Genomic DNA, 26,661 nt, shown 5'->3' with positions numbered 1-26,661 from the left:
CCAACAATAGATTGTTGCAGTAATTGGCGTGTCACATGAGCCAGGGTCTTCTACACTCGGTCCCGATGTATCGAGAAGTAGTCGTGGAATTTTGATACGTGTAGGCCGATGCCCCCGTTTCGGCGCGCCGTCATCACATCTCACGATTCCTTACAAAGCATTCGTTTAATTAGATTCTGGAGAGACCATGAAGAAGACCCTGATGGCTGCCGCACTGGCTGGCGCCTCCGCTTTCGCGATCAACGCTCACGCGCAAAGCAGCGTCACGCTGTATGGCACGCTGGACGCAGGTCTGGTGTACCTGAACAATGCCGGCACTGGCGCCAGCTATTCGGAAGGCAGCGGTAACGTTTCGAACACGTACTGGGGTCTGCGCGGCAATGAAGACCTGGGCGGCGGTCTGCATGCGATCTTCACGTTGGAAGATGGCTTCAACCTGAACAACGGCGCTAGCCACGAATCGGGTTCGCAATTCAACCGTCAAGCCTATGTCGGCCTGAAGAGCGATCAGTACGGTACGCTGACGCTGGGTCGCCAGTACAGCTCGGCTGTGGACTTCCTGGGCCCGCTGTCGGCTACGGGTCAAGGCTATGGCAACAACCTGGCTGCTCACCCGCTGAACAACGATGACCTGGACGCGATCTCGTCGATCAAGAACGCCGTCAAGTATCGTAGCGCCAACTACTACGGCTTCGAATTCGGTGGCTTGTACGGTTTCAGCAACCAAGCCAACGGCTTCTCGAACAACCGGGCTTACAGCGCAGGCGTGTCGTACAACAACGGCCCGCTGTCGGCAGCCGCGTCGTACTTGCAGTTGAACAACGGCGGCACGAACACGACCGGCGCAACGTCGCTGGGTAATGGTTCGGCAACGGTTGCAGCAAACCTGCAACGTACGTTCGGTGCTGGCTTGAACTACACGTTCGGCCCGGCAACGCTCGGCTTCGTGTACACGAACACGCACCTGGATGGTCTGGGCGGCGTTGAACTGGGCGGCACGACCTTCGGTGGCCTGAACGGTTCGAACCTGCACCTGAGCAACTACGAAGTGAACGGCCGTTACGCGTTGACGCCGGCGTTGAACCTGTCGGCTGCCTACACGTTCACGGACGGCAAGGCCAGCGGCTTTGGCGGTACGGGTTCGCCGAAGTGGCAACAAGTGTCGCTGCAAAGCGATTACTCGCTGAGCAAGCGCACCGACGTGTACCTGGAAGGCGTGTATCAGAAGGCAACGGGCAGCCTGGGTAACAACGCGGCTACCGGCGTGAACTACGCTAACCGCGCTGCGATCGGTACGTCGTCGCCGTCGTCGACGGGCAACCAAGTCGCCGTGACCGTCGGTCTGCGTCACCGCTTCTAATTGGGATGTTTGCCCGGGCTTTGGATGGATTGCGAAGCCCGGGCAAACAGGTCGTCGCGCATTCCATCGCGCGTGACAGCATGACGGATCGATTCCCAAATCGATCCCACCCTCCCGGCCTGGCGCCGGGATTTTTTTTGCCCGTTACAAACGTCTGACGCGAGCTTAGACCAACTGCGTCACATGCTGGCTGAGGGCCGTCTGGGACGGTAGCAACGCGCCCACGATCGATCGAACCGTTTCCGCTACGCGATAAGCGGCACTGCTCAACCAGGGATGCCATGTTTCGACGGTGCTGTTCTTGAGATCGGACCACTGATATAAACCGTCGCCTTCGTGCCGGGTGGGCAGTCTCACGAACGCATCTTTCGTCGCATAGACCTTGTCGAACAGATGCGTCAGGATCCCGGCATAGCCGCTTCGATGCAGCACATCGAAGGTGCCCGCCTCACTAGCGCGATCGATCTGTGTCTGAATCTCGTCCAGGCGCTGCGCGTTCATCATCGGCACCGTAGTCGCGGCGCCTGGGATCGTCTCGTTGATGACGCTTCCCCACTGACGCAGATGATCGGCGACGCGCATCCGCATACCACTGCCTACCGCCTCGGCGAGCCCCGTGTCGAAGGCCCCTTTTTTGTGCCCCCCTACCAGCATCGCGTGGTTTCCGGCCATCGGGCGGACCCACGTCGCATCGTCCATACGGCCTTCATTATTTGTCGGCAGGAATGTCTCGAAAAAATAGGAGCGTTCGTTCCGTGCCGTGTAGACGATCAACTCCTTCACATTCGGCGCGATCGTCATGACATTCGCGCCATGATTCGCGGGCCCGGCCACCGGATCGATCGCCACCATACGGACATCGATCTTGCTGAGTACCGGATCCTCGCTGAGCATGTTCGCAAAGAGCTGGGCCGTCGCGGCGCCGCGACTCCATGCGACCACGTTGATCTGCGTAATCTCGCCTTCGCGGTGATTGGCGATCAGGTCTTCCAGGGACCGCACTTTCGCACGCGCCTCGAGGATCTCCGCCGACTCTCCGCCCAACCCTGTCAGCGCCCGCCATTGCGCCTGACACCAGCCAACGAGTCCGTTCACGCCTCCGGCAATCGGGCATTCGCTCGGAAAGACACGCTCCGACTTCCCAAGCACGACCTTCATCGCGTGACGCGCATTCTGATCCATGCCGACACCGGCCAGTTTGCCCATCGTATCGGCGTGTTTCTCAAAATCGGTAAACGCGCTGCCCATCAGGTGATTGCCGCTTCCCGGGCCATCGACGGTCAGTTTGTCGACGTACTCGTCACCGTCGGTGTGTCGTAGCAATGTACTGACCAATTCGCCGTTACCGTACCGCGCGCTGATGTCTGCATCCCGCGAATTCGAGCCGGTCCCGCAAAATCCGATCGTGAAGACGCGACTGGCATTGGCGAGGCCCGGATAGCGCTCGGGCGCCCGCGCCGTGGGCAAGGCGGATTGCTCGGCCGGCGCATCGTCATCGGCAATCGACGCCGTGGCGTTGGCGCCTTCTGCCGGCTCCGGTAAGTCAAAATGCGGCTGATAGCCGCCAAGAAGAGATTGGATCGACATACGCGGCATCCCGGTCGGATTGAATGACGTGGGAATGCACAGAACGGTTTCCACCCCGCCCGCATGCGCCGACGCGTGGTACTACGCCAGAGGCATCGCCTGCATTCCGATACCACCGATCGTCGCATCCAGTTGCGCACACAACCATACCTGGAAACAGGTATCTTTCCTCAATAATGCGCTTCTGATAAACGGCAAAACGCCCATGACGACGGTGTCATGGGCGTTTTAACGCCATCGCAAACAGCGGCAAGCGCTTTTGATCAATGCGGCTCGACGCCTTACAGCGTGCGCGCTCCCCAAGATCCGAATGGCGCGCTCAGCCAGGATCCGATCGTGTTGGCCACGCTTTTGATGCCGGTCCACACCTTTGCCGCAACGCTGTGCAACCACGGCACCGGCGTCTCATCGGCGAACGGCAGCATGCTGGCCGCCATGGCGTCATTGACAATGGTCGAACGGCTGAGGGCATCGTCCGATTGCACGGCATACCCGGTCTCGGTCACCCATATCTTCTTCTCCGCGTGCGTCAGACCGGCGGCATAGCCGGTTTGGTGCAAGGGCGCGAATGCACCGCCCTGCTTCCCTTCTCGAATCAGCGCCTTCATTTCGACCAGGCGCTGCGTGTCCATCTTCGCAATCCGCGTTGCCGACCCTTCCACGGTCTCGCGGATATCACTGCCCCATTGACGCAGCTGATCGGCAACGCACATGCGCATGGTCTCGGCCACCGCTGTCGCCACTTCGGGCGTGCCCGGCAACGCGGTGATATTGCCGACGACCATCGCGTGATTGCCGGATACCCGATGAAATGACGTTCGCGTGTTCTCGATCGACTGACGCCGGACATGGAAGGTTTCGAAAAAGAACGAGCGCTCGTCTTCCGCCGTGTAATACACCGCCTCGCGCACATTGCTCGGCACCGTCAACACATTCGCCGAGTGGTTCCCCGGGCCTGCGACGGGATCGATGCAGACCAGCCGCACTTCGATATCGCGCAAGGTCGGATTATCGTTCAGCAGATGCGCGAAGATGTGCGCGCACGCGGAACCGCGGCTCCATGCCACGACATTCACGCGATGAATCGGATGATCCCGGTTGTCTCGGATCATCGCCTCGAGGCCTTGAATCTGTGCACGCGCTTCAGCGATGTCCTGCGCCGTGGTACCCAGGCCGATCAGCGCCCCCAGCCGTTCACCCAGCAACGTCGTCATCGCCGTGAAACCGGTAGGCTGCAGCGCCGGCTCGTCACCGAACTGACGTGCCGACTTGCCGACCAATACTTGCATCGCATGCGCGGCATGTTGTTCGAGCCCACGCCCGGTGAGCTGCGCGACCACGTCATGATGCTTGCTGAATGTCGCAAACGCGTGCCCCGCCATCAAATTTCCGCTTCCGGGACCGTCCACGGTGAGCTTGTTCACGAATTCGTTGCCGGCCGTATGGCGCAACAAGGTCGATACCATCTCGCCGTTGAAGTAGTTTTTGTCCGTGCCGGCGTCACGCGCGTTCGATCCGGTACCGCAAAAGCCAATGGTGAAAATACCGTCCTCCAACGACGTCGGAAGGGCGCGCAACGCGCTGGCCGTCCGATTCTCGCCGTCGGTAAGGACCAACGACCGGGTCAGGTCGGTCTGCTCGCTTTGGGAAAAACCGGACGCCGCCGGCGCTGCGGCGACCTTGACGGAGGAGGTGTCCTCGATCAGATCGCCGCCAAACGCCGCGAATACCTGGGATGTCATCAGACCGGCCGAAATGGAATCGGACATGTGTACTACCTATGATTAAGAAGAGGACTAACGGAACCGCTTTCACCGCTCGCCTGCCAATATGGACCGTGCGATGTCAGGAATACCCTGATCGAGTCGCATCATTACATTGATCGGTCATCGATGAGACGCGAGACGCGCAAAGGCCGACCATGACGCGAAGCACGCGCGATCCACTTTGCATCGGACGCTCCCGCTCCTCCCGCCCCCCGCCCGCCGCCATGCCCGTAAACGGAAGAAGCCCTGTAGACCGATTGGTCTACAGGGCTTCGCATGCCGTTTCAAGCGGCGCCGTGGAACACGGCGGCCGCGATCGGGCAGGCTTTAACGCAGCATCATGTTCGTTGCCACGTTGTGCATGATCCAGATCGAACCACCGATGACGATCGCGGCCGTCAAGACGGTGAAAACGAAGGCGACCACATTCCAACGTTGCGACGACGAGGCATCCATATGGAGGAAGTACGTCAGGTGGACCAGCACCTGGACCAGCGCCAGGATCGCCAGCACCGGCACTGCCGTGCCTGCCGAGAACATATCGCCCATGACGACGCCGAACGACAGCGCGGTCAGGATCACCGAGAAAATGAAACCGATGATGTAGGACTTGTAGCTACCGTGGCCTTCGCCACCGGCGCCGTGTCCGTCGTGGGAGTGAGTATTCGTATTCGCCATCAGACCATGCTCACGAGATAAACGAAGGTGAAAACGCAGATCCAGATGACGTCCAGGAAGTGCCAGAACAAGCTAAGGCAGGACAAGCGCGTCATGACGCGTTCGTTCAAACCGTTCTTGCCCATCACTTGGAACATCATCACGACCATCCACACCATACCCAGCGTCACGTGGATACCGTGCGTCGCCACCAGCGTGAAGAACGAGGACAGGAAAGCGCTCTTGTCCGGACCATGACCCTCAGCGATCAGGCCGATGAACTCGTGCACTTCCAGCGACACGAAGGAAATACCCAACAACAGCGTCACGAGCAACCAGCCCATCACGCCGGCACGGTTGCCCTTGTGACCGCAGAGCATCGCAAAACCGTACGTGATCGAGCTGAGCAGCAGTGCGGCCGTTTCAATGGCCACGCCCTTTAGATCGAACAATTCCTTCGGTCCCGGACCGCCGGCGTATTCGTTGTGCATCACAGCGAACACGGCGAACAGCGTGCCGAACAGAATACAGTCGGTCATCAGGTACAGCCAGAAACCGAACGTCGTCGTGCCGCTGTGATCGTGATGCTCTTCGTGTTCCGCAGCCAGACCCGCCGCCGTTGCGGCCGGTCCGGTGCTTTGATGTGCATTCGACATCAGTTTGCCTCCGCCATGGCGACGCGTCGTGCAATCGCCTCTTCGGTCGCCTTCACTTCAGACGCCGGAATGTAGAAATCGATGTCGTTGTCCGAGCAGCGAACGATCGCCACGACCACGATGCCCAGGAAACCGGCAATCATCATCCACCACATGTACCAGATCGCGCCGAAACCCATCGCCGTGGCGAACATGCCGATCAGGAAGCCGGTCGACGTGTTACGCGGCATATGAATGTCCGTGTACACCGGCGGCGTGGTTTCCTTCACGTGTTGCTTGGCATGGTGGAAGTGATCCAGCTCTTCCACGTGCGGGATGACCGCGAAGTTGTACGACGGCGGCGGCGAAGCCGTGGCCCACTCCAGCGTACGGCCATTCCACGGGTCACCCGTGAAGTCACGGTTGCCCGGCAGATCACGGTCGCGGATCGAAACATAGATCTGCACCAGTTGGCAGATGATGCCGCACAGCACCAGCACCGCGCCGATGAAGGCGATGATCATCCACGGATGCCATTCCGGATTGTCGTAGTGGTTCATACGGCGCGTTGCACCCATGAAGCCCAGCACGTACAGCGGCATGAAGGCGACGTAGAAGCCCACCAGCCAGAACCAGAATGCAGCCTTGCCCCACTTTTCGTTCAGCTTGAAGCCGAATGCCTTCGGGAACCAGTACGAGAAGCCCGCCAGGTAACCGAACACCACGCCGCCGATAATCACGTTGTGGAAGTGAGCGATCAGGAACAAGGAGTTGTGCAGCACGAAGTCCGCGCCCGGGATCGCGAGCATCACGCCCGTCATACCGCCGATCGTGAACGTCACCATGAAGCCGATCGTCCAGAGGATCGACGGATGGTATTGCACGCGACCCTTGTAGATCGTGAACAGCCAGTTGAAGATCTTCACGCCCGTCGGGATCGCGATGATCATCGTCGTGATACCGAAGAACGCGTTGACGTCCGCGCCCGAACCCATCGTGAAGAAGTGGTGCAGCCACACGACGAACGACAGGACCATGATCGAGCAGGTCGCGTACACCATCGTCTTGTAACCGAACAACGGCTTGCGCGCGAAGGTCGATACAACTTCCGAGAAAATACCGAACGCTGGCAGGATCAGGATGTACACCTCGGGGTGACCCCATGCCCAGATCAGGTTCAGGTACAACATCTGGTTGCCGCCACCGTCATTGGTGAAGAAGTGCATACCCAGATAACGGTCCAGTCCCAGCAACGCCAGCGTCACGGTCAGGATCGGGAAGGCCAGCATGATCAGCACGTTCGTACACAGCGCCGTCCACGTAAACACCGGCAGCTTGAAGTACGTCATGCCCGGCGCACGCATCTTGACGATCGTGACGAAGAAGTTCACACCGGTCAGGAGCGTTCCCACCCCCGATATCTGCAAGGCCCAGATGTAGTAGTCCACCCCCACACCCGGACTGAACTGCAGCTCCGACAGCGGCGGATAGGCCAACCAACCCGTCTGTGCGAACTCGCCGATCAACAACGACGCGTTGATCAGGATCACGGCCGATGCCGTCATCCAGAAGCTCATCGAGTTCAGGAACGGGAAGGCCACGTCACGTGCGCCGATCTGCAGCGGCACGACGATATTCATCAGGCCGATCATGAACGTCATCGCCATGAAGAAAATCATGATGACGCCGTGCGCCGAGAAGATCTGGTCGTAGTGGTGTGGCGGCAGATACCCCGGGGCATCGTAGGCAATCGCCAACTGCGAACGCATCATGATCGCGTCGGAGAAACCGCGAATCAACATGACCAGGGCGACGATGATGTACATCACGCCCAGCTTCTTGTGGTCGACCGTGGTGATCCACTCTTTCCAGAGGTAGGTCCACTTCTTGTAATACGTGATGAGGGCCAGTAAGGCGAGGCCACCCAAAATAATGACGATACCGACACCGGCCACGATGGGCACGTTATACGGAATATCCGCTAGTGTAAGTTTTCCAAACATGCTTTATCCCCTGGGAGCCGAGGCTGCAGCAGGCGCTTCCGGCATTTTCATGCCTTCCATGCCCTTCTGCGCTTCCGGCTCGCCCATCTTCATGCCCATATGATTCCCGCCGACGTTGTATTGCGCCAGAATCTGACCAAATACATCGCCCTGCACCGTCGGGTAGTACTGCACCGGGTTCGCTTCGCTGGGCTTCGCGAGTTCCTTGAAGGAATCGAAGCTCAGTGCGCTACCGCTCGACGACTTGACCTTTTGTACCCAGGCGTCGTAATCCGACTGCGATAGCGCCAGTGCACGGAACTTCATGTCCGAGAAGCCACGGCCGCTGAAGTTCGCCGACAAGCCAGCGTAATCGCCTGCTTCATGCGCATCCAGGTGCAGCTTCGTGTGCATGCCGGCCATCGCGTAGATCATGCCGCCAAGCTGCGGGATGAAGAACGCATTCATCACCGAGTCAGACGTGATCTCGAAGTTGACCGGCGTATTGATCGGGAACGCCACCTGGTTCACCGTCGCCACACCTTCCTTCGGATAGATGAACAGCCACTTCCAATCCAACGCTACAACCTGCACTTCCAATGGCGGCGTGCTGGATTCAAGCGGTTTGTACGGATCGAGGGAATGGCTGGTCACCCATGTCAGGTACGCCAGGTACGCAATGATGATCGTCGGGATGGTCCAGATGACGATTTCGATGGTCGTCGAGTGCGCCCAGCTAGGACGGTACTCAGCGGACTTATTCGTCGCTCGGTATTTCCACGCGAAATACAGTGACAGGAAGATCACTGGAATCACAACGATCAGCATTGCCCACGTGGAAATGGCGATCAGATGCTTTTCCTGGACCCCAATGCTGCCCTTCGGATCGAGGATGCCACTGCTGCACCCCGACAGTCCCAATATCAAGCTACTGGATAGGAGTCCCGCCAACTTTGGCGCGCCCCTTTCTTTCAAATATTTCACCGGCCTCTCCGATACCCAGGGTCGCACGTCGCGGCCCGAGCCCCATGAATGGAAGTGCGCAGAGAATAACTCCACCTGCGACATTTTTACACTGAAAAATGCGGAAATTGATTATTACCTCGGCCAGCGTGCGTCAAATCGCCGCACATTCCTCCAAAATACGCGACGGCTTGTCACGCACCGCCGGCCAATGCCAATTACCAGCGCTGATTTTACACGTTTGACTAGCGGATTTCTCCGGCGATCACAAGTCAATTTTCGTTGCGCTTGTAAGCGTGTATGAATGCCACAGCCTTGCTACATAAGGACTTCGCGAGCGAGTCTCAAACCGCGCAAACCTTACGTGTAACTAACAAACGTCTGATTGATGCGCCTTTCATTCGGGTGTTGAAAGGGGAAAACCGGTTCCACTCGTATGACGCGTTCCCGGAAACGCATCGGGGTCTCTTACAATAACGGAGGCGCCGATTTTTCACCGATTGCCGGCGCCTATTTAAACAGGCGGCCGCAACACATTTTTCGGACTTGCCGTCTGTCCTTGAGAACTCTGTGAATTCAGACGACGCTTTTCACTCGCGCCCATCGGCGGCGCCTCCCCTCCCTGTCAGCGACGCCCCGGTGCCGCTGTCGACGGAAGGCAACAGCCCATCCGGGCTTGCATCGCAGTCCAGCTTCACGCTGCATCCGCGGCAGCAGGCGCTTTTGGAATTGCTGAAGCGCGATGGTTTCGTGACCGTCGACGAATTGGCGCGGGTGCTCGGCGTCACCCATCAGACGATTCGCCGCGATGTTAACCAATTGGCCACGCAGAACTTGCTGCGTCGGCACCATGGGGGCGCCAGCCTGCCAACCAGCGCGGAAAATGTCGCCTACACCGCGCGGCAACAGATGTTCCGCGATGAAAAGCGCCGCATAGCCCAATTGGTGGCGACGCATATACCGCATCAAGCTTCCCTCTTCGTCAATCTGGGAACGACGACCGAAGAAGTCGCGCATGCGCTGGCCCGCCACGAAGGACTGCGGGTCGTCACGAACAATCCGCACGTTGCCAGCGCAATGTGCGATTACCGCGATTGCGAGGTCATGATCGCGGGTGGCACCGTCCGCCCGTGGGACCGTGGGATCGTCGGCGAAATGACCGCCGATTTCTTCAAGCAATTCAAAGTGGATTTCGCCGTGATCGGCGTGTCCGGAATCGAAGCCGACGGGACACTGCGCGACTTCGATACGCGGGAAGTCCGCGTCACCGCGACGATCATCGAGAACGCGCGCCAGGTGTTCCTCGTGGCCGATCGCTCGAAATTCGGCCGCTCCGCCTTGATGCGCGTTGCGGACATGTCCCGCATCGACGCTTTCTTCACCGATCAAGCGCCGCCCGCCGCGATGCGCGACATCTTCGACGCAGCCGGAACCCAGGTTTTCGTCGCCTCCTGATCCTCCCCCCTTCCATCATGTGTCTCCCTTGGGTCCCGGCACCGGTTCGCGGGGTAGCATAGTTTTATGCTATTGCAACGATAGAGAGAATTGCATTTCTCTATTTTCTATTTTCGCATTCGGACTTTATATTTTCGTTAACGAACATTTCATGCGCATTCGACCGCACGTTATGTCCTAACACGAACCTCGTCCGGTTCAGCAGTGGTGAAAGAAAGGCAGGCTGCATCGGCCTTGCCCAACCTCGGCGCAAGATTCGAAGCCGATGTAACGGCTTACGGCGCGAATCCTTCGCGTGAGTAAGGGGCGGCCCAGTCGGCGAAGTCGAAGACGATGGCGCGGCCTGCACCCATCGCTAGCCGGACTTTGTGGAACGGTGGAAATGACAATGCACGCAACAGCGCAACAGCAACGACAGACGGCGGCCAGCACCGCCCAAACGCTCGCTTTGGCCGATACGCCGTCTCAGGACGTCGATCTGCTGGTCGTCGGCGGCGGCATCAATGGCGTCGGCATCGCGCGCGACGCGGCGGGCCGTGGTCAACGCGTGGTGCTCTGCGAAAAGGACGATCTCGCCTCGCACACATCGTCGTCCAGCACGAAATTGATCCATGGCGGCTTGCGCTACCTCGAGTACTACGAGTTTTCCCTGGTCCGCAAGGCCTTGCAGGAACGCGAAGTCCTGCTGAAAAGCGCACCGCACATCATCTGGCCGCTGCGCTTCGTCATGCCGCATCAACCCGATCTGCGGCCCGCATGGATGATCCGCGCCGGGCTCTTTCTCTACGATCACCTAGCAAAGCGTGAATTCCTGCCCGGCTCCACCGGCGTGTCGATGCGGAACTCCGCCGTCGGCGCCCCATTGGTGGATTCGATCAAACGTGGCTTCATCTACTCGGATGCGTGGGTCGACGACGCGCGCCTGGTCGTATTGAATGCCAAGGCCGCAGCCGATAAGGGCGCGCGGATCCTGACGCGCACGCGCCTCAGTACCGCGCGCCGGGTCAGCACGGCCGCCGGCCCGCGCTGGGAAGCGGTGTTGGAAAGCGCGGGCGCCGACGGCGGCATCGAGACCACGGTGTTGCGCGCTCGCGGTATCGCCAACGCCGCCGGTCCGTGGGTCGATCACCTGCTGCGCGACGTCGTCGAAGGCAGTCCGGCGAGCCATCGCGTGCGCCTCGTCAAGGGCAGCCATATCGTCACCCGCAAGCTGTTCGATCACGATCACGCGTATATCTTCCAGAATCCGGACAAGCGGATCATTTTCGCGATTCCCTATCAGGGCGACTTCACGCTGATCGGCACCACCGATGTTCAGATGGGCGCCGATCCCGAAGCAGTCAACGGCGTCCGAATCAGCGACGAAGAAGTGCGTTACCTGTGCGACTCGGTCAACCGCTACTTCAAGCAATCGATTTCCCCCAAGGACGCCGTCTGGAGCTACGCCGGTGTGCGGCCGCTGCTCGAGGAAGCGAGCGATAATCCGTCCGCCGTCACGCGTGACTACCGCCTCGATCTAGATGCTCCCGCAGGCCAGGCGCCGCTGCTGTCCGTCTTCGGTGGCAAGATCACGACCTTCCGCAAGCTGGCCGAAGAAGCGGTGGACCGATTGGCCGCGCCCCTTGGCATCCAAGGCGCATCGACAACCGAAACGGAAACGCTGCCCGGTGGCGATATCCCCGGTGCGGACTTTGCCGCCTTCCTCGGTGACGTCCGTCGACGTCATCCCTGGCTGACGCCGGCGCTGTCGCACCGTTACGCCAGAACCTATGGCACGCGGATCGCCGCGGTGCTGGGTGAGGCAAAGACCATGACCGACCTCGGCAAGGAATGGACGCCCGGATTGTACGAAGCCGAACTCGCGTACCTCTGGACGCACGAATGGGCTCGCACCGCGCAGGACGTGCTGTGGCGCAGGACGAAACTGGGCTTACAGTGCTCGGCGGCGGATGCCGACACGCTAACGGAATGGTTTGCCGGGCGTGCCGGCGGTGCGAGCGCACTCGCGGCCACCCCCGCATCCGATTCGCCTGTTCTGCCGGCGTATGTCAGCGGGCGCAATGGGTCCGGCGATCTGCCTTTGGACGCCTCTTCGGAAATGCACCCTTCAGAGGTGCAGGCCTGACAAACATCGCGGCGACGCGATGCAATACGGTACACATCGATAACACCGATAACGACAGATGATGGAGAAGACAATGGAACTGCAAAAGGGCTATATCCTCGCGCTCGATCAAGGCACGACGAGCTCGCGGGCGATGCTGTTCGACCATGAGGGCAAGGTCGTCTCGAGCGCGCAGCGCGAATTCACCCAATTTTTCCCGCAAAGCGGATGGGTGGAGCACGACCCGGATGAGATCTGGTCGTCACAAGCCGGCGTGGCAACGGAAGCGCTGACGCGGGTGAACCTGACCAGCGCCGACGTGCATGCAATCGGTATCACGAATCAACGCGAGACCACCATCGTCTGGGATCGCACGACCGGCAAGCCGGTCTATCGCGCCATCGTCTGGCAGGACCGCCGCACCGCCAAGTTCTGCGATGAATTGAAAGCGCAGAAGTACGACGAAATGGTCCGGGCAAAGACCGGCCTGCCGATCGACTCTTATTTTTCGGCGACGAAGATCCGTTGGATCCTCGATAACGAGAAGTCGCTGCAGGCAAAAGCCGAACGCGGCGAGCTGGCGTTCGGCACTGTGGACAGCTGGCTGATGTGGAAGTTCACGAAAGGCGAGTGTCATGTAACCGATATCACCAATGCGTCGCGGACGATGCTGTTCAATATCCACACGCAGGAATGGGACAAGGAACTACTGAAACTGTTCAACATCCCGGAAGCGATGTTGCCCGAAGTGCGCAGTTCGTCCGAGATCTACGGCAAGACCAACGATGTCTTTGCCTCGAAGATTCCGTTGGCGGGTATCGCCGGCGACCAGCACGCCGCGCTGTTCGGTCAGATGTGCACGGAGCCGGGCATGGTGAAGAACACTTACGGCACGGGCTGTTTCCTCGTCATGAACACCGGCGAGAAACCGATCGAATCGAAGAACAATCTGGTCACGACCATCGCATGGAAGATCGGCGACCGTGTGGACTATGCGCTCGAAGGCAGTATTTTCATCGGCGGCGCCGTGGTGCAATGGCTGCGTGACGGTTTGAAGCTCATCACGCATTCGCGCGGTGTCGAGCCGTTGGCCGCATCGGTCAAGGACAATGGCGACGTGTATCTGGTCCCCGCCTTCACCGGCCTGGGCGCGCCGCACTGGCAAGCGGACGCCCGCGGCACGATCTTCGGTCTGACACGGGATTCGCAGGACGGCCACGTCGCCCGTGCCGCATTGGAAAGCATCGCCTATCAATCGCTGGACGTGCTGCGTGCGATGGAGACCGATTCGGGCATCAAGATCCCCGAACTGCGCGTCGACGGCGGTGCCGCGTCGAACAATCTGTTGATGCAATTCCAGGCCGATTTGCTCGGTGCGCCGACGGTTCGCCCCACAGTCACGGAAACCACCGCATTGGGCGCCGCCTACCTGGCGGGTCTTGCAACCGGTTACTGGGACGATATCGAGACGATCAAAAAGCAATGGAAACAGGATCTGGCGTTCGAGCCGAAGATGGATCCGACGCAGTGCGATCACTACGTGACGGAGTGGCATCGCGCGGTCGACGCCACCATCACATGGGCCAATAAAGGCGCCAACAAGCGATAAACCCTCAAGGAGAGCAGGCATCGCGTGACATGTGACCGCGTGATGCCTGAAAAAAACAATCAGGATTCAAAAGGACTCCTGATGTTTTTTGTAAAAAAATAACCATACCCGTATTTAGGAGACATCCGTGGAAACGACCTTTGCACGCCGACGCTTCATCGGCGAATTGATTTCGGAAGCCGTTGCGGTTTTCATCATCATCGCCTTCGGGGACTCCGTCGCCGCGATGTACGTGCTGTACGATCCGAGCCCTTATCTGAACGCGTATTGGGGCGTCGCCATGTGCTGGGGCCTGGCCGTGATGATCGCCATCTATGTCACCGGATCCATTTCCGGCACGCATGCGAATCCCGCCGTCACTCTCGCCCTTGTTCTGTTTCGCGGCTTTCCGGCCAAGAAACTACTGCCGTATTGGGTCGCGCAGGTGGTTGGCGGTTTTATCGGGGCGGCGGTGGTGCTATTGCTGTTCGGGCCGGTGATCGATCACTTCAACGCGGCGCATTCGCTGACGCGTGCCGACGGCGGCGCGGCCGGCGTGTTCTTTACCCATCCGGGTCTGGCGATCACGCCGATGCATGCGCTCGTCGATGAAATCATCCTGACGGCATTGCTGATATTCGGTATTTTTGCGATTACCGAGAAATTCAACGAGGTCGCGCCGCAAGGCAATACCAGCGCCTTGATGATCGGTCTGCTGGTCGCGCTGATCGGTGGTTCGATGGGATATTTGGAAGCATGGGCGTTGAACCCGGCGCGGGACTTCGGACCGCGGTTATTCGCCTACTTTGCCGGTTGGAGCACGTCTGCCTTGCCCTCGCCCGACAACTACTGGTGGGTGCCGATCGTCGGCCCGCTAGTCGGCGGTGTCCTCGGCGCCGGCGCATTCCAGACGCTGATCTACCCCTTCCTGCCGGCCCGTCTGGCCGCATTGAAAGAAGCCTCGGTCGGTAAAGGCGCGCAAACCAGTCACGCCAACGCCGTGGCGCGCACGACGTCGATCGAAACGTCGTGAACGCATGATCTGCGATCGGTCAAGCCGATTGCAGATCATGTCAAGCCAAACCCTCAGCCAGGGAAGCGGCCTTCGAACGCGATGCTCGAAAGCGGTTGCCGGTCGCTTGGCACTTCACGTGCTTGCAAGCCTTCCGGCAATTGGCTCTTGTCGCCCAAGCGACCGATAGCGACCGCTGCTTCTACGCGGAAGCCGGCATGCACCCCCAGATCCGCAAATGCCTTGTCGAAATCCACGCCGGTCATGCCGTGCGTGTACCAGCCGGACTTCGTCGCTTGCAATGCGAGGTAGGCCCAGGCCGCGCCGGCGTCGAACGAATGGCTGCGCGACGGGACATCCTTATCGCCGCCCGGCGGACGCAACACCGAATTCGACACGACGAACACCAGCGCCGAAGCGTGCTTCGCCCAGCTTTGATTGAACTCACCGAGACAGGCCAGCAGCGTCGCGAATTGCGGCGTGTCGCGGCGAGCGTAGACGAAGCGCCAGGGCTGCGAGTTGTAGGCCGACGGCGCCCAACGGGCCGCCTCGATCAAGGTCAACAGCTCGTCTTCCGTGATCTCGTCTTTCGCGAACGCGCGGGGCGACCAACGCTCCGTGAAAACTTTATCGATCGGATGGGTGGGGCGGCGCGGATTGTCGCTCATGATCGGATTCCAAATTGAGGGAGGTTGATCGGCATGCCGCGCGATGTCGATACAGCGCACCGGCCTGCAAAAGCCTCAAAAATACCCCAATTTGGAAAAGTGTGTGCTGCAGCACGGCGTGCACGCCGCCGCCGACTAGTTTTCGTAGCGCTTGAGAAGATGCTGGGCGAGCGCGCCCGCTTGTTCGAGCGCCTCGCTTTCGGAATCGAGCGTCGGTTCCGCACGATAAACCTGGGCGTCATCCGACCCGCCGCCGTCGCGTGACAGCAGCACGAGACCACGATAGCGCCCATCCTCCAGCGCATTGACAAAGGCACTGGCGACCATGTCGCCCTTAGTAAAACGAAGCTCCGGCATATGCTGCCTCCTGGCCAAACGCGCCTCCCCGCCGCCGAGCGAGGCGGGGAGCGAACGTGCGTCATATTTCATGCCGCTTACATCCTTTATACCAGTATCGGCGATATTTCGCCGAGCCCGGCCCACGCCTTCAGCAGCGCTTGTTTGTCTACCCGTCTTCGCCCCAATATGCGCCGCCATGGCGCGCGACGCGCGCTCGCCGGGACGTTACACTGATCGGACAGTTTCTTTCTTTACAGGAGCACCGACGATGACCGACTTTCGCCTGCTGTCCGACGACTTTGCCCCGGACAGCCACTTCGGCAAGGACCAGGAGCTGAATAACCCGGATTTCGGGACCAGCGGCAAGAACCTGTCGCCGGCGCTGCGCTGGGAGGGCGTGCCGGCCGATGCCAAAAGCCTGGCATTGACCGTCTATGATCCCGACGCTCCCACCGGCAGCGGCTTTTGGCACTGGGTCGCGATCGACATTCCGGTGACGACGACGTCCCTTCCCACCGATGCCGGGCGCGCGAGCGGCGACCTGATGCCGCAGGGGTCGACGCAGATGCTGAACGATTACGGCTTTCCAGGATTCGGCGGCTGGGCGCCGCCGAAAGGCGATAAAGCCCACCGCTATGTCTTTCAGATCCACGCATTAAAGGTGGAGAAGCTCGGCATCCCCGCGGACGCCACCAATGCGATCGCGCGCTTCATGCTGCACCTGAACCAGATCGCCTCGGCCAGCCTCACCGGCTATTACGCCATCGCGTGAGCGCCGCGCGGCGGACGCGGTCATCGGGGCACGACGGGCAGCGTCGCACGGTGGCACAGCACTTGCTCGCGTTCGTTCATTCATGACCAGGTGCTTGGGCAGATAGGCATCTTTAACGGCTTATCGCCTCCCGGTCTCGCACGCCCGACGGCGTGCGTTCTCCAGCGATCGCGAGGCTTACCCATGGACTGCTTCTTTCCCAATGTCGAACCGGAGTACCACGGTTCCCCCCCGGAGGTACGCTTCCTGGTACGGGTGGACGGCGCACCGGTGATCTGTTCGATCTCGGCCGAAGCCTTGCAGGATCACTTCGACGCCCACGGGCCTTTCGAAGACGAGCTACTGCATGCCTTCGTGCGGGGACGCCAACGGATATCGGCGGTCTGCATTGCCGCGCTGCGTCGCAGCCATGGCGACCCCGTCGTGCTGCGAAGCGGCATGTTCCGCTTCGCGGAAGCCGCAATGGGCAAACGTTACGCCTCCGAACTCAACGGACGCGGCGTTCGCCCCGCCATGGCCGCCATGGCAACGAGTGGCCGACGGTAAGCGCGGCAGCGGGGGCCCCTTCTTCGAATCATTCCCGCTAGCGGAGAAGAAAAAAGCCGCTGCGCTGGCGCACATTACGTGCGCCGCCGCAGCGGCTTTCCTGCAACACCCGGAATGAAGCTTACGCTTGGCGATCCGTCAGCCATGCATAACGGCGGTTTTCCGCCTGCACATCACGCGCAAACTGCATCGCGTCGTCCATACGATCGAAGCGTGCCAAAGGCCGCTTGGCGGTTTCCTGCGTCACTTCCCAGCGCCCATCCTTCCCCCGCAGCACGCGGTAGATCGTTTCGTTCGACGTGTCGTAGTACATGCGATTTCTCCATTCCGTTCGGTTGGGTGGGCGTCTCATCGACCCCGATCCAGTACGCCGCGCCAGCGGGCCTGCGCTTTCGCAATTCCCTGCCCGGCCCACCGTGCAGCGTTTGCATCGGCGTCTGGTATGTGCCTATAAGCAACCCGTGTGCCAGGTCGCTAAAAGCCAATAGATATCGGCCTCGCGCCAGGATTTATCGTTGTACGGGTAACTAGCTCAAAGATTGCACTGGCAAGCACGACATGGCTGCATGCAAAACTTACGCGCCTTGCACGGGAAAACCCTTGGACCAGCGTGAAATGAATACTTCCGTTCCCCGCTACGCCCGCCTGCCCGTGGGGGCGACGTCGATCAGGGTTAGCGGCTACAGGCGCAGGCACAGCGGATGCGTCACTACCGTTACTTTCTGTCGGTGAGATCCGCTTACCGGCACGTCAGGAGGAAAAACATGCAAAACGTCACGGACACAGACAAGACTGTCAATACCGTTCTGAACGAATTGATCGAAGTGTCGAAGGATGGCGAACAAGGATTCCGCCAGGCCGCCTCGGAGGCACACGATAGTCAGCTTAAGGTACTGTTCTCTGCACGCGCGGCCGACTGCGCTCGCGCGGCAACTGAGCTGCAAGGCGCGGTCACCCAGCATGGCGGCAAGCCGGAGTCTGGCGGGACCGTTGCAGGGGCCCTGCATCGGCGATGGATGCAAGTGAAAGCCAGCGTCGGATCGCACGACGATACGGCAATCCTGGAGGAAGTAGAACGCGGTGAAGACAGTGCCAAAATGCATTACCGTAAGGCGCTGGATCGCAATTTGCCCGCGGACGTACGTGCGCTAGTGGAGCGGCAATACCAGGGCGTAATGCAGAACCACGATAAGATTCGTGACCTGCGTAACGAATATCGCGCGCGCCCGCACTGATTGACGCGTTGCCCTGTCGCCCGGACACACAACGGGGCGGCAAGCGTTAAAACAAAGCCGCCGGAAAGACGAACTTTCCGGCGGCTTTGTCATTGGGACATTGCTGGATGGCTGGCGAAAACCTAACTCGCACTGCCAAGTCGTTTAGCAATGTCCCCGCGTAGAAATGACAAACGAGCCAAAAAGGCCCGTTTGCAATAGCTTCCGACACGAAGAGGATGGTTACATACCCCCGCCGTCTTGACGATTTAAATCGGCTCAGCCGCCGTTCGACGAATTAGTCTTGGTGTTATCCATTGAGCCCATATTGCCGCCCGTCGTGGATTGACCCATTCCCGTACCACTGCCGGACGCGCCCGAGCTGCTATTCGTCGACTTTTTCATGTGCTTCGTGTGATGGCCCTTGCCCGGCGACGAGCTGCCCGTCAGCGAGCTACCCGTGGTGCTTTTGGCCGTCACATCGGAATTCGTCGTGCCATCGGTATTCGATTGGGCGAATACCGGCACTGCTGCGCCTGCGGCGATCAGTGCTGCTGCGCCATAGGTCATCAGCTTCGGCGATACGTTCAAGAATTTTCGCATTTTGTTCCTCCTGTCTATCTCAGACAAACTGTCTCAGAAATGGTCCTGCAATGACCGGGCTCGTTTATCGCGCCCGACTGCTTGAAAGAGCGGCTTATGCTAAGCAAATCGACTGTTCGCTTTTTCTTGCTTCGGCCGCTCTCCTGAAAGCCATCGCAAAATCCATACCGCGTCTGACCGTTTGCCTGCACTACCTGTCCAACTCGACAACATTCCTTACTTGGTCGCATCGACCTTCAGGTTGTTGCGGATCGACTTCACACCGCTCACATTCGATGCCGTTTCACCGGCCAGCGAACGTTGCGTCGCATCCGGCACATAGCCGGTGAGGCGAACGACGCCATTCGTCGACTTCACGTGGATATGCAGCGCCTTCAGGTTGCTTTGCGCGGCCAACGACGTTTTTACCTTCGTCGTCAACGCGCCATCGCTGATTTTTTCGCTAGCGGTTTCGTGCGGTGCCGAAGCGCCTGCGCCCGTACCGGTCGTCGTGATCTGCGCGTTGGCCGACAGCGCCAGTGCCAGAACTGCTACGCCGCTTGCTGCCTTGATGAGGTTCGATGCCTTCATGTCATTCTCCCTTGTAGATGTTATTGAACTGCTTTCCTACAGTACCGCTGAAACCACGTTCAGCGGTCATCAAAAACAATCTTCGCAGTCCTTATTGCCTGTAAAACTGCTCGGATCGCCTTCCAATGTGCTAAATCAATGCGAATACCCTACTCGCATCTGATTATCGATGCGCATCACGCCTTCACAACTGGCGATCAACGCTTCAATTCTTCCCATGCTACGGCGCGTGGGCACTTCGCCACGCAAGGTAACGCAGGCGCGCTGCACCGCGACATGTACCCGATCCACTTCCCCATCGTCCGCCGCAGCCAGCCGAGCGGCGATCGCGGCGGAGAGGATATCGTCCGGCGCAGCGCCTACACGCTTGCTAGACTTGTCACTCGCGCCCCCGCTGTCGGTAACGCCGCGCTCGCCCTCGAAGGTGCTTTGCAGTGACGCCAACCGGAGAGCATTGACCAATGACTGTTGCATGGAGTGCCTCCTCACGTGAATACCCTGAATCGATAACCCATACTGCCTGCATATTCGTGTCGCATGTGATTCCAGGTGTATCGAGTTGTGTCTGTCCCCTCGATGATCATGCGTCATGCGTTGCTATGTCCACCCTGCGCTGTCACCAGCGACGGCACCTGCACCAGGAATTACTTCATGGCTTTCCATAAGCAAACCTCATGCCGGAAGCCAACAAAGCCCGCGTGCTATAGCGTCCGTCGCTTCTCAATTGCACGATCCGCGACAGACAATGGGCAATTCGCGCGCCTGCTCGCGTAAATCTTTCGTGTTTTCGCCGCCGTTCGATGCCCCTTACGCCTCGCGAAAGCATATCGATACTGCCTTTGGCCGAGCTGGCACACTCGTTGCTCATTACAGGCATCGCAACGGAAGCTGGCACTTGAACCGGTGCGCGGCATGGATCCACCGTCCAACGCAATAGGCCACGCGATTTTCCTCCACGGCCTGACCGCGCTAACGCCGATATACCTGCACGATCGCGCCGTGCTCTGCACAGAAGGTCATCCCGTGGACATCGGTGCCGCGGATCCACAGAAAGGGCATCGACTGCCACCCAGCGTCGGCAACGGCCCTGGCCTCCGATCTTTGGTTCAGTGCTGTTTTGCGCCTTGCGCACAGAGCTTCCGATCTTTTGCACGACGACACAGATAGATTGCCGAGGTAGCCAGTGAACAGCCCATCGATTGAACTACGCGCCAAACAAAGTCTGACCCTGACCCCCCGCATGCAGCAGTCAGTGCGCCTGCTGCAATTGTCTGCGTTGGAATTTACGCAAGAGGTCAATGACGCGTTGGCCAACAACCCCTTCCTCGAAAGCGACGAGCCGGGCTCAGGCAACGAAGCCGACACTGGCGAGCGCCAGCGTGCTGCCACCTCCAGCGATACGCCGGAAGTGAGCGAAGCCGCTGAATACGTTTCCGCGGCTTCGTATAACGTCGATTCGATCGACAATATGGACCATTTCGACGGCGCGGCCTTCAGCGGCGACGCAGCCAGCGCGGCAATCAGTGATGCCAACGATGCAATGCGCGACGGCCATGTCTCCAATACCGTGGAGAGCGGCCCGGAAAGCGCATTGAATCCGGACGGTATCGGCGGCGTCGCGGAGATGCGTGATCTTGGCTTAAGCGAAGGCAGTACCGAGGGCGCCGGCGATGGCGCGGATCCGTACAGCAGCCGGCAATATGCCGGAGACGGATTCGATCCGGGCGAGTGGATGCACTCCGCGCCGTCGCTGCGCGAAAAGTTACATCAATCGCTCCGCCTAACCCCGCTCGACTCGCGCGACCGACTCGCCGCATTGATCATCATCGAGTCGTTGGAAGCCGATGGATATCTGCGGATGCCCTTCGATGAACTGGCCGATATCAGTGACTGCGATCCGCCGCTCACGCACGACGAATTGGAAAATGCAGTGCGCTTGGTGCAGACGCTGGACAAGCCAGGCATTGCCGCGCGCAGCTTGAGTGAATGCCTGCAATTGCAGTTGCAAGCGATGCCGGAGTCGCGCGCGCGCAATCTGGCCATCGAGCTGGCCGGCGCCCACCTCGGTCGCCTCGCGAAACGGGAACATGCGGAATTGCAAAAGCGACTCGGCTGCGATGCCGACACCCTGCGCGCCGTCACGGCGCTGATCCGCCGCCTCGACCCGAAACCGGGCGAGAGCGCGGCCGTCGACGAGCATCAGTACCTGATCCCAGACGTCATCGTGCGTCAGATCAAGGGCCGTTGGACCGTGGCGATCAACCCCGCTGTCATGCCGCGTGCGCGGGTACATCGCATGTACGCCGATATGTTCGCGCAAAGCGAAGGCAGCAGCCGCTCCCCGCTTGCCCAGCAATTACAGGAAGCGCGCTGGTTGCTACGCAACGTACAGCAACGTTTCTCGACGATACAACGCGTGGCCGAGGTGATCGTGTCGCATCAGCGCGCGTTCTTCGACTATGGCGAGATTGCGTTGAAGCCACTGGTCTTGCGGGATGTCGCCGATGAGCTGAGCCTGCACGAGTCCACCGTATCGCGCGCAACCGGCAACAAGTATATGGCCACGCCGAGAGGGATCTTCGAGTTCAAGCACTTCTTCCCCCGCGAACTGGGAACGGAAAGCGGGGGCACTTGCAGCGCCGCTGCCGTGCGGGCGCTGCTGAAGGAGATGATCTCGGGCGAAAACACCGAGGCGCCGCTTTCCGATGTGACGCTCGCGAAGCTGCTGGCACAACAAGGGGTGATCGTGGCGCGGCGGACCGTCGCGAAATATCGGCGCTTGATGAAGGTCCCGCCTGCGGAATTGCGACGCGCGGCGATCTGATCGTCCGATGGCAGACGGTCCTCTTTTTCAATAAGGGGGACCGCAGCGGATAGACCGGCGCGAGGAATCGCACATCGGCGTGTTGTTAGCGGCCCGCGGTTTTTAAATCGCTTAACGGCGCCAGCAAGCCACGGCGTCTCGCCGCCGCGGCCATGACCTCGGCACCGAGCAGGAACACCGCCGCGGAATAAAAGAGCCACATCAGCACCACGGCAAATGAGCCGGCAGCCCCGAAAGAATTCGCGGTCCCGGCATGCGCCAGATAAAAGCTAAACACGTTCTTGCCGGCGGAAAATAACACGGCGCTAGTGAAGCCGCCGTAGCTCGCACAGCGCCACTCGAGCAAGGCGTCCGGTACCAATTTCAACACTGCGGTAAAGGCGCCGAGCAAGATCACAAAGCTCAATACGCGCTGAATAATGTCCGCCCACAACACGGCATGCGAAGCGTCGCCGATCATCCAGCGCTCCGCCACTTTGACTACCGTGTCCAGTACCAGCATGAACACGATCAGAAACCCTGCGCCAATGACCAAGGCGAAGGAGATCAGCCGCGCACGAATCAGTTTGGTGATCGTCGCACGAGCGCCGCGCCCCGTAGCGGCCAAGGGCGGACAGATGTCATTCAGCGCGGTATTCAACGACGCGAACGTTGCCGATGCGCCGACGGCGACGACCACCATCGATACGAGCGTCGTGCCGGCGACAACGCGTGCGTTCCACGCACTGCTGATCATCGCCTGAATGCCGGCCGCGGCCTGATCGCCTACGTAATCCTGGATTTCTGCAACCAGACGCCCCTGTGCCGCCTCGGCGCCGTAGAAGAAGCTGACGATGGCAATGATCAACACCAACGTAGGAGCGAGAGAAAAGGCGGAGTAGAACGCAATCGACGCCGACAGCGAGGCGCATCGGTGTTGAAACCACCACTTCACCGGCTCGGAAATCAATGCGCATTTGCGCAACACCGGCGACGCCATCGAGCCTTCCGCGTCTGCTTGCGCGGGCTTGGCTAGATTAGCGGATGGGCCGAGTGAACGCGTCTCGGCGGCGAGCAGCACATCGTCGCGAGGCAGCGCTCCGCGCTTTGAGAGAGGGTTGGACACGTTGCATTCCGATCGGTCGTGACTTCAAACAGGCTGAGCCGCACTCGCCGCCAACGTCACGACCGAGTGCCGCATATCAAACAGTGCAGGGCGCGCCGCTCAACATACGGCAGACAAGCCGAGACGACGCTCGGTGAGGTGATCGTCGCAAGCCGGCTCGCCTTCCCGGTCGGAACGGCCGAATCGGCTCGGCATATCGCCAAGGTGGGAGGCGTAACGCGCCAATAGCGATTCTATCAAAGCCGGGTCACTCGGTTTCACCACGTGGTGATCGAAACCGGCTGCCTTCGCTCGCGCGACATCCTCCGGCATGCCGTAACCGGTGACCGCCACGAGCAGCGCATGCGGCGACGTGACGTCGTCGCTCGGCGCTTCCGGCAAGTGAGATTGCGCTTGCGCCGACGGTTCCGAAGCAGCAGGCGCGCGCTCGGCGAAGGGTTGGGCGCAAGTCGCGCGCGTTTGCGCCTCTCCCGCACGCAGCTTGCTCGCCACGTCGTACCCACTCATGCCTGGGAGACCGATATCCAGCAATACCGCATCGGGACAATAGCCGGCTGCCACCCGAACCGCTTGATGGCCGTCATAGGCGAGGCGCACATCGTAGCCCCAGCACTCCACCAGCAGCGACAATGCCGCCGCCGCATCGGTGTTGTCGTCGACAACCAACACGCGGAGCTTTCGCTCGACCGTTGCGCGCGGCTCCGCTGCCTCATAGGCCGCTGGTGCGCGCCGATACCATGGCGTCATCGCCTCAACCGGATCACGCGCGGCCATCATGCGCGCCTTCTCGCGGCCGAGTCGAGCTCCGCCTGTTCAACGGCATCGTCATTATCATCAGCGGGGTCCACGCCGCTCTCGTCGGCAATGTCGGCGAGCGTATCGGTGCCATCCGGCATCACGTCGGCGTCCAGCACGGTTGTCCCGTCACCGTCGGCCGCTGCGCGCTCCCCGGTTCCCGCCCGATCGGTATCGCTATTCAATTCGAGATCGCCGGTTTCGAGTGCGTGCGCATCGAGCGCATCGTCCACATCGCCCGGGTGACGTACGGCGCCTTGCATATCGCTACCTGAATCACTGGAATCGCTCGGACCGAGCGCCCCGGTACCATGGCCGCGGCCAAGCACCTGCTGACCTTCTTCCGGGGGATTCAATGTGCTTCCTGACATCGCATGCCCTCCTGCATTCGTGTTCGGCCGCCCCGCCTTCTCACCCGCGCGACATTGCGAGTGGGCAACGACCTGTTTGAGTGATCAGACGCAAAAGACGTACCAGCACGACATGACGGCAGCATGACACGGGGCTTGGCGGATTTCGGGGTCGTTCGGCGGTGAAACCGTGCAATTCCGTCAAAAGCACGCAAGCTTTACCGCCCCGTCAGATGGCCAAGATACCGTGCGTCACGCCGTCTGGCGCTTGGCACGCGGGCGTTTCACGGCGCGCAGATCGCGCATGAAGGTATCGCGCCAGACCGACAGATTGTTTTCGCGCAAGCGCTCCATCATGTCCCGATAGCGCGACTGCCGCTCGGGCAGGGCCATCGTCAGCGCCCGCTCCAGCGCCTCGCTCATCTGCGCCACGTCGAACGGATTGACGACGAGGGCACCCTGCATCTCATCGATGGCGCCCGCAAACTGCGACAGCACCAATACGCCCGGATCGTCTGGATCCTGTGCCGCCACATATTCCTTGGCGACTAGATTCATCCCGTCGCGCAAAGGCGTGACAAATCCGACCTGCGACGCGCGGAACAAAGCCATCAGGACGTTGCGCTCGTATTTGCGATTCAAGTATTGGATCGGCGTCCAATCGAGCTGCGCGAAGCGACCGTTGATACGGCCTGCCTCGCCCTCCAGCCGCTGTCGAATACGCTGATAGGTACTGACATCGGAACGTGTCGGCGGGGCGATCTGCACCAGGGACACGCGACCTTGCAAGCCCGGCGATGACAGCATCAAGCGCTCGAACGCGGCGAAGCGCTCGCCCAATCCCTTGGAATAATCGAGGCGATCCACGCTCATGATGAGCGCGCGGCCGCGCATGCTTTCGCGGACACTGGCGACCAAGCGTCGGTTCGAATAGTCGCGCGCGGACGCGGCAATGGCATCGGGATACACGCCGATGGGATAGGCCCCCACCTGCGCGGTCCGTCCGAATGCCTGGACACGGCCGTCGTCCAAGGCGACCCCGCCTGCATCGCGAACGATATAATCCTTGAACGATTGGGCGTCTTGCGCAGTCTGGAAACCGATGACATCGTATTGCATCAACGCCTCGACCAGAGCGCGATGCGGGGGCACCGTGTACAGCACTTCCGGTGCGGGAAACGGGATGTGCAAAAAATAGCCGATCGGCTGCTTCACGCCCAACTTGCGCAGGGCGGCGGCAAACGGAATCAAGTGATAGTCATGTACCCAGATCACGTCGTCGGGCTGCAGCAGCAAGGACAGTTGCTGAGCGAGTGCCTCGTTGACGCGCAGATAGCCGGCATATTCCTGCCGGTCATACCGTAGCAGGTCATTGCGGTAGTGGAACGCAGGCCACAAGGTGTTGTTTGAGAAGCCGCGGTAGTACTGGTCGTAGTCCCGCTTGGTCAAACCTACCGTCGCGAATGTCACATTGCCACGCTCTTCGGCCGTCGGCGCTAGCACCTCAGGGACGATCTCGCCGTTCCAGCCGAACCAAAGGCCGCCTGTTTCCTTCAAGGCATCCAAGACGCCGATCGCCAGCCCGCCAGCCGCCGGCTTGCCTTCCGCGCTGGGCGCGACCCGATTCGATACCACTACCAGTCGACTCATCCACCTACCCGCTTTGATATGACGATTCAATAAATCATGCAAAAATCGTGCCGGAATTGTAAGAAGTGACAAGATTAGCGGATGTGCGCGGCCCATACGCACGGTGCGACGGGGTT

The 26,661-nt window shown here is 60.2% G+C and carries 25 protein-coding genes; 9 read left to right on the top strand and 16 right to left on the bottom strand.

Going from position 1 to position 26,661, the window contains the following annotated elements:
* The first annotated feature begins 187 nt into the window (after nt 1-187).
* A complete protein-coding gene (locus ABEG21_RS05845; RefSeq protein ID WP_347556292.1) occupies nt 188-1,360 on the top strand; it encodes a porin in 1,173 nt (390 codons plus the stop codon).
* A gap of 165 nt (nt 1,361-1,525) precedes the next feature.
* On the opposite strand, the gene ABEG21_RS05840 is transcribed toward ABEG21_RS05845, so the two are convergent.
* The 6 genes from ABEG21_RS05840 to cyoA form a co-directional block, all read right to left on the bottom strand.
* On the bottom strand, nt 1,526-2,947 hold the full coding sequence (locus ABEG21_RS05840; RefSeq protein WP_347556291.1) for a hypothetical protein: 1,422 nt from the start codon (nt 2,945-2,947) through the stop codon (nt 1,526-1,528).
* 281 nt (nt 2,948-3,228) lie between these two features.
* Nucleotides 3,229-4,716 (bottom strand): hypothetical protein, encoded by a 1,488-nt coding sequence (locus ABEG21_RS05835; protein WP_347556290.1) that lies wholly within the window; start codon nt 4,714-4,716, stop codon nt 3,229-3,231.
* Between the two features lie 324 nt (nt 4,717-5,040).
* Nucleotides 5,041-5,391, bottom strand: a complete 351-nt coding sequence (gene cyoD / locus ABEG21_RS05830; protein ID WP_347556289.1) for a cytochrome o ubiquinol oxidase subunit IV — start codon at nt 5,389-5,391, stop codon at nt 5,041-5,043.
* Complete coding sequence (cyoC, locus tag ABEG21_RS05825; protein WP_347556288.1) at nt 5,391-6,026, bottom strand: cytochrome o ubiquinol oxidase subunit III; 636 nt, start codon at nt 6,024-6,026, stop codon at nt 5,391-5,393. Before cyoC ends, cyoD begins: the two co-directional genes overlap by 1 nt.
* The gene (gene cyoB / locus ABEG21_RS05820; RefSeq protein ID WP_347556287.1) at nt 6,026-8,008 is read right to left on the bottom strand and encodes a cytochrome o ubiquinol oxidase subunit I; all 1,983 of its coding nucleotides are present in this window, start codon (nt 8,006-8,008) and stop codon (nt 6,026-6,028) included. The genes cyoC and cyoB overlap by 1 nt, the downstream gene beginning before the upstream one ends.
* Before the next feature lie 3 nt (nt 8,009-8,011).
* Entirely contained in the window at nt 8,012-8,962 is a 951-nt protein-coding gene (gene cyoA, locus ABEG21_RS05815) for a ubiquinol oxidase subunit II (RefSeq protein WP_347556650.1), read from the bottom strand.
* A gap of 633 nt (nt 8,963-9,595) precedes the next feature.
* Here cyoA and ABEG21_RS05810 point away from each other — a divergent pair.
* The 4 genes from ABEG21_RS05810 to ABEG21_RS05795 all read left to right on the top strand — a co-directional run bounded on the left by ABEG21_RS05810 (nt 9,596) and on the right by ABEG21_RS05795 (nt 15,130).
* Nucleotides 9,596-10,405, top strand: coding sequence for a DeoR/GlpR family DNA-binding transcription regulator (locus tag ABEG21_RS05810; protein WP_347556649.1), 810 nt, complete (start codon nt 9,596-9,598; stop codon nt 10,403-10,405).
* A 382-nt stretch (nt 10,406-10,787) separates the two neighbouring features.
* Nucleotides 10,788-12,530 carry a glycerol-3-phosphate dehydrogenase gene (gene glpD / locus ABEG21_RS05805; protein ID WP_347556286.1) on the top strand — a complete coding sequence of 581 codons (1,743 nt, stop codon included), beginning with the start codon at nt 10,788-10,790 and terminating at the stop codon, nt 12,528-12,530.
* A gap of 79 nt (nt 12,531-12,609) precedes the next feature.
* Nucleotides 12,610-14,118, top strand: a complete 1,509-nt coding sequence (gene glpK / locus ABEG21_RS05800; protein WP_347556648.1) for a glycerol kinase GlpK — start codon at nt 12,610-12,612, stop codon at nt 14,116-14,118.
* Nucleotides 14,119-14,245: 127 nt separating this feature from the next.
* Nucleotides 14,246-15,130: an MIP/aquaporin family protein gene (locus tag ABEG21_RS05795; RefSeq protein WP_347556285.1), complete on the top strand. Its 885-nt coding sequence runs from the start codon at nt 14,246-14,248 to the stop codon at nt 15,128-15,130.
* A 53-nt stretch (nt 15,131-15,183) separates the two neighbouring features.
* Here the strand turns inward: ABEG21_RS05795 and ABEG21_RS05790 are convergent, their stop codons facing one another.
* Together ABEG21_RS05790 and ABEG21_RS05785 are read right to left on the bottom strand one after the other, a co-directional pair.
* Nucleotides 15,184-15,777: a nitroreductase family protein gene (locus ABEG21_RS05790; RefSeq protein WP_347556284.1), complete on the bottom strand. Its 594-nt coding sequence runs from the start codon at nt 15,775-15,777 to the stop codon at nt 15,184-15,186.
* A gap of 135 nt (nt 15,778-15,912) precedes the next feature.
* The gene (locus ABEG21_RS05785; RefSeq protein WP_347556283.1) at nt 15,913-16,206 is read right to left on the bottom strand and encodes a hypothetical protein; all 294 of its coding nucleotides are present in this window, start codon (nt 16,204-16,206) and stop codon (nt 15,913-15,915) included.
* A gap of 178 nt (nt 16,207-16,384) precedes the next feature.
* On the opposite strand from ABEG21_RS05785, the gene ABEG21_RS05780 reads away from it, so the two are divergent.
* Nucleotides 16,385-16,888 (top strand): YbhB/YbcL family Raf kinase inhibitor-like protein, encoded by a 504-nt coding sequence (locus ABEG21_RS05780; protein ID WP_347556282.1) that lies wholly within the window; start codon nt 16,385-16,387, stop codon nt 16,886-16,888.
* Nucleotides 16,889-17,071: 183 nt separating this feature from the next.
* Nucleotides 17,072-17,434 carry a DUF1488 domain-containing protein gene (locus ABEG21_RS05775; RefSeq protein WP_347556281.1) on the top strand — a complete coding sequence of 121 codons (363 nt, stop codon included), beginning with the start codon at nt 17,072-17,074 and terminating at the stop codon, nt 17,432-17,434.
* A 121-nt stretch (nt 17,435-17,555) separates the two neighbouring features.
* On the opposite strand, the gene ABEG21_RS05770 is transcribed toward ABEG21_RS05775, so the two are convergent.
* Nucleotides 17,556-17,747 (bottom strand): DUF2188 domain-containing protein, encoded by a 192-nt coding sequence (locus ABEG21_RS05770; RefSeq protein ID WP_347556280.1) that lies wholly within the window; start codon nt 17,745-17,747, stop codon nt 17,556-17,558.
* A 451-nt stretch (nt 17,748-18,198) separates the two neighbouring features.
* On the opposite strand from ABEG21_RS05770, the gene ABEG21_RS05765 reads away from it, so the two are divergent.
* Nucleotides 18,199-18,669 (top strand): PA2169 family four-helix-bundle protein, encoded by a 471-nt coding sequence (locus tag ABEG21_RS05765; protein WP_347556279.1) that lies wholly within the window; start codon nt 18,199-18,201, stop codon nt 18,667-18,669.
* Nucleotides 18,670-18,927: 258 nt separating this feature from the next.
* Here the strand turns inward: ABEG21_RS05765 and ABEG21_RS05760 are convergent, their stop codons facing one another.
* From ABEG21_RS05760 to ABEG21_RS05750, 3 genes are all read right to left on the bottom strand, one after another.
* On the bottom strand, nt 18,928-19,251 hold the full coding sequence (locus ABEG21_RS05760; protein ID WP_347556278.1) for a hypothetical protein: 324 nt from the start codon (nt 19,249-19,251) through the stop codon (nt 18,928-18,930).
* A 216-nt stretch (nt 19,252-19,467) separates the two neighbouring features.
* Complete coding sequence (locus tag ABEG21_RS05755) at nt 19,468-19,821, bottom strand: BON domain-containing protein (RefSeq protein ID WP_347556277.1); 354 nt, start codon at nt 19,819-19,821, stop codon at nt 19,468-19,470.
* A 135-nt stretch (nt 19,822-19,956) separates the two neighbouring features.
* Nucleotides 19,957-20,295, bottom strand: coding sequence for a BON domain-containing protein (locus ABEG21_RS05750; protein ID WP_347556276.1), 339 nt, complete (start codon nt 20,293-20,295; stop codon nt 19,957-19,959).
* A gap of 709 nt (nt 20,296-21,004) precedes the next feature.
* Between ABEG21_RS05750 and rpoN the strand changes: the two genes are divergently transcribed.
* Complete coding sequence (rpoN, locus tag ABEG21_RS05745; RefSeq protein WP_347556275.1) at nt 21,005-22,645, top strand: RNA polymerase factor sigma-54; 1,641 nt, start codon at nt 21,005-21,007, stop codon at nt 22,643-22,645.
* Between the two features lie 85 nt (nt 22,646-22,730).
* On the opposite strand, the gene ABEG21_RS05740 is transcribed toward rpoN, so the two are convergent.
* The 4 genes from ABEG21_RS05740 to otsA all read right to left on the bottom strand — a co-directional run bounded on the left by ABEG21_RS05740 (nt 22,731) and on the right by otsA (nt 26,545).
* Nucleotides 22,731-23,750, bottom strand: a complete 1,020-nt coding sequence (locus ABEG21_RS05740) for a YihY/virulence factor BrkB family protein (protein WP_347556274.1) — start codon at nt 23,748-23,750, stop codon at nt 22,731-22,733.
* A gap of 99 nt (nt 23,751-23,849) precedes the next feature.
* On the bottom strand, nt 23,850-24,527 hold the full coding sequence (locus tag ABEG21_RS05735) for a response regulator (RefSeq protein WP_347556273.1): 678 nt from the start codon (nt 24,525-24,527) through the stop codon (nt 23,850-23,852).
* A complete protein-coding gene (locus tag ABEG21_RS05730) occupies nt 24,524-24,916 on the bottom strand; it encodes a chemotaxis protein (RefSeq protein WP_347556272.1) in 393 nt (130 codons plus the stop codon). Before ABEG21_RS05730 ends, ABEG21_RS05735 begins: the two co-directional genes overlap by 4 nt.
* A gap of 231 nt (nt 24,917-25,147) precedes the next feature.
* Nucleotides 25,148-26,545, bottom strand: coding sequence for an alpha,alpha-trehalose-phosphate synthase (UDP-forming) (otsA, locus tag ABEG21_RS05725; RefSeq protein ID WP_347556271.1), 1,398 nt, complete (start codon nt 26,543-26,545; stop codon nt 25,148-25,150).
* Nucleotides 26,546-26,661 lie beyond the last annotated feature (116 nt).

The sequence above is a fragment of the Robbsia sp. KACC 23696 genome, assembly GCF_039852015.1.
Classification (GTDB): domain Bacteria; phylum Pseudomonadota; class Gammaproteobacteria; order Burkholderiales; family Burkholderiaceae; genus Robbsia.
The sequence above is the reverse complement of the archived record's forward strand: the minus strand, read 5'-3'. Positions and strand labels throughout refer to the sequence as shown.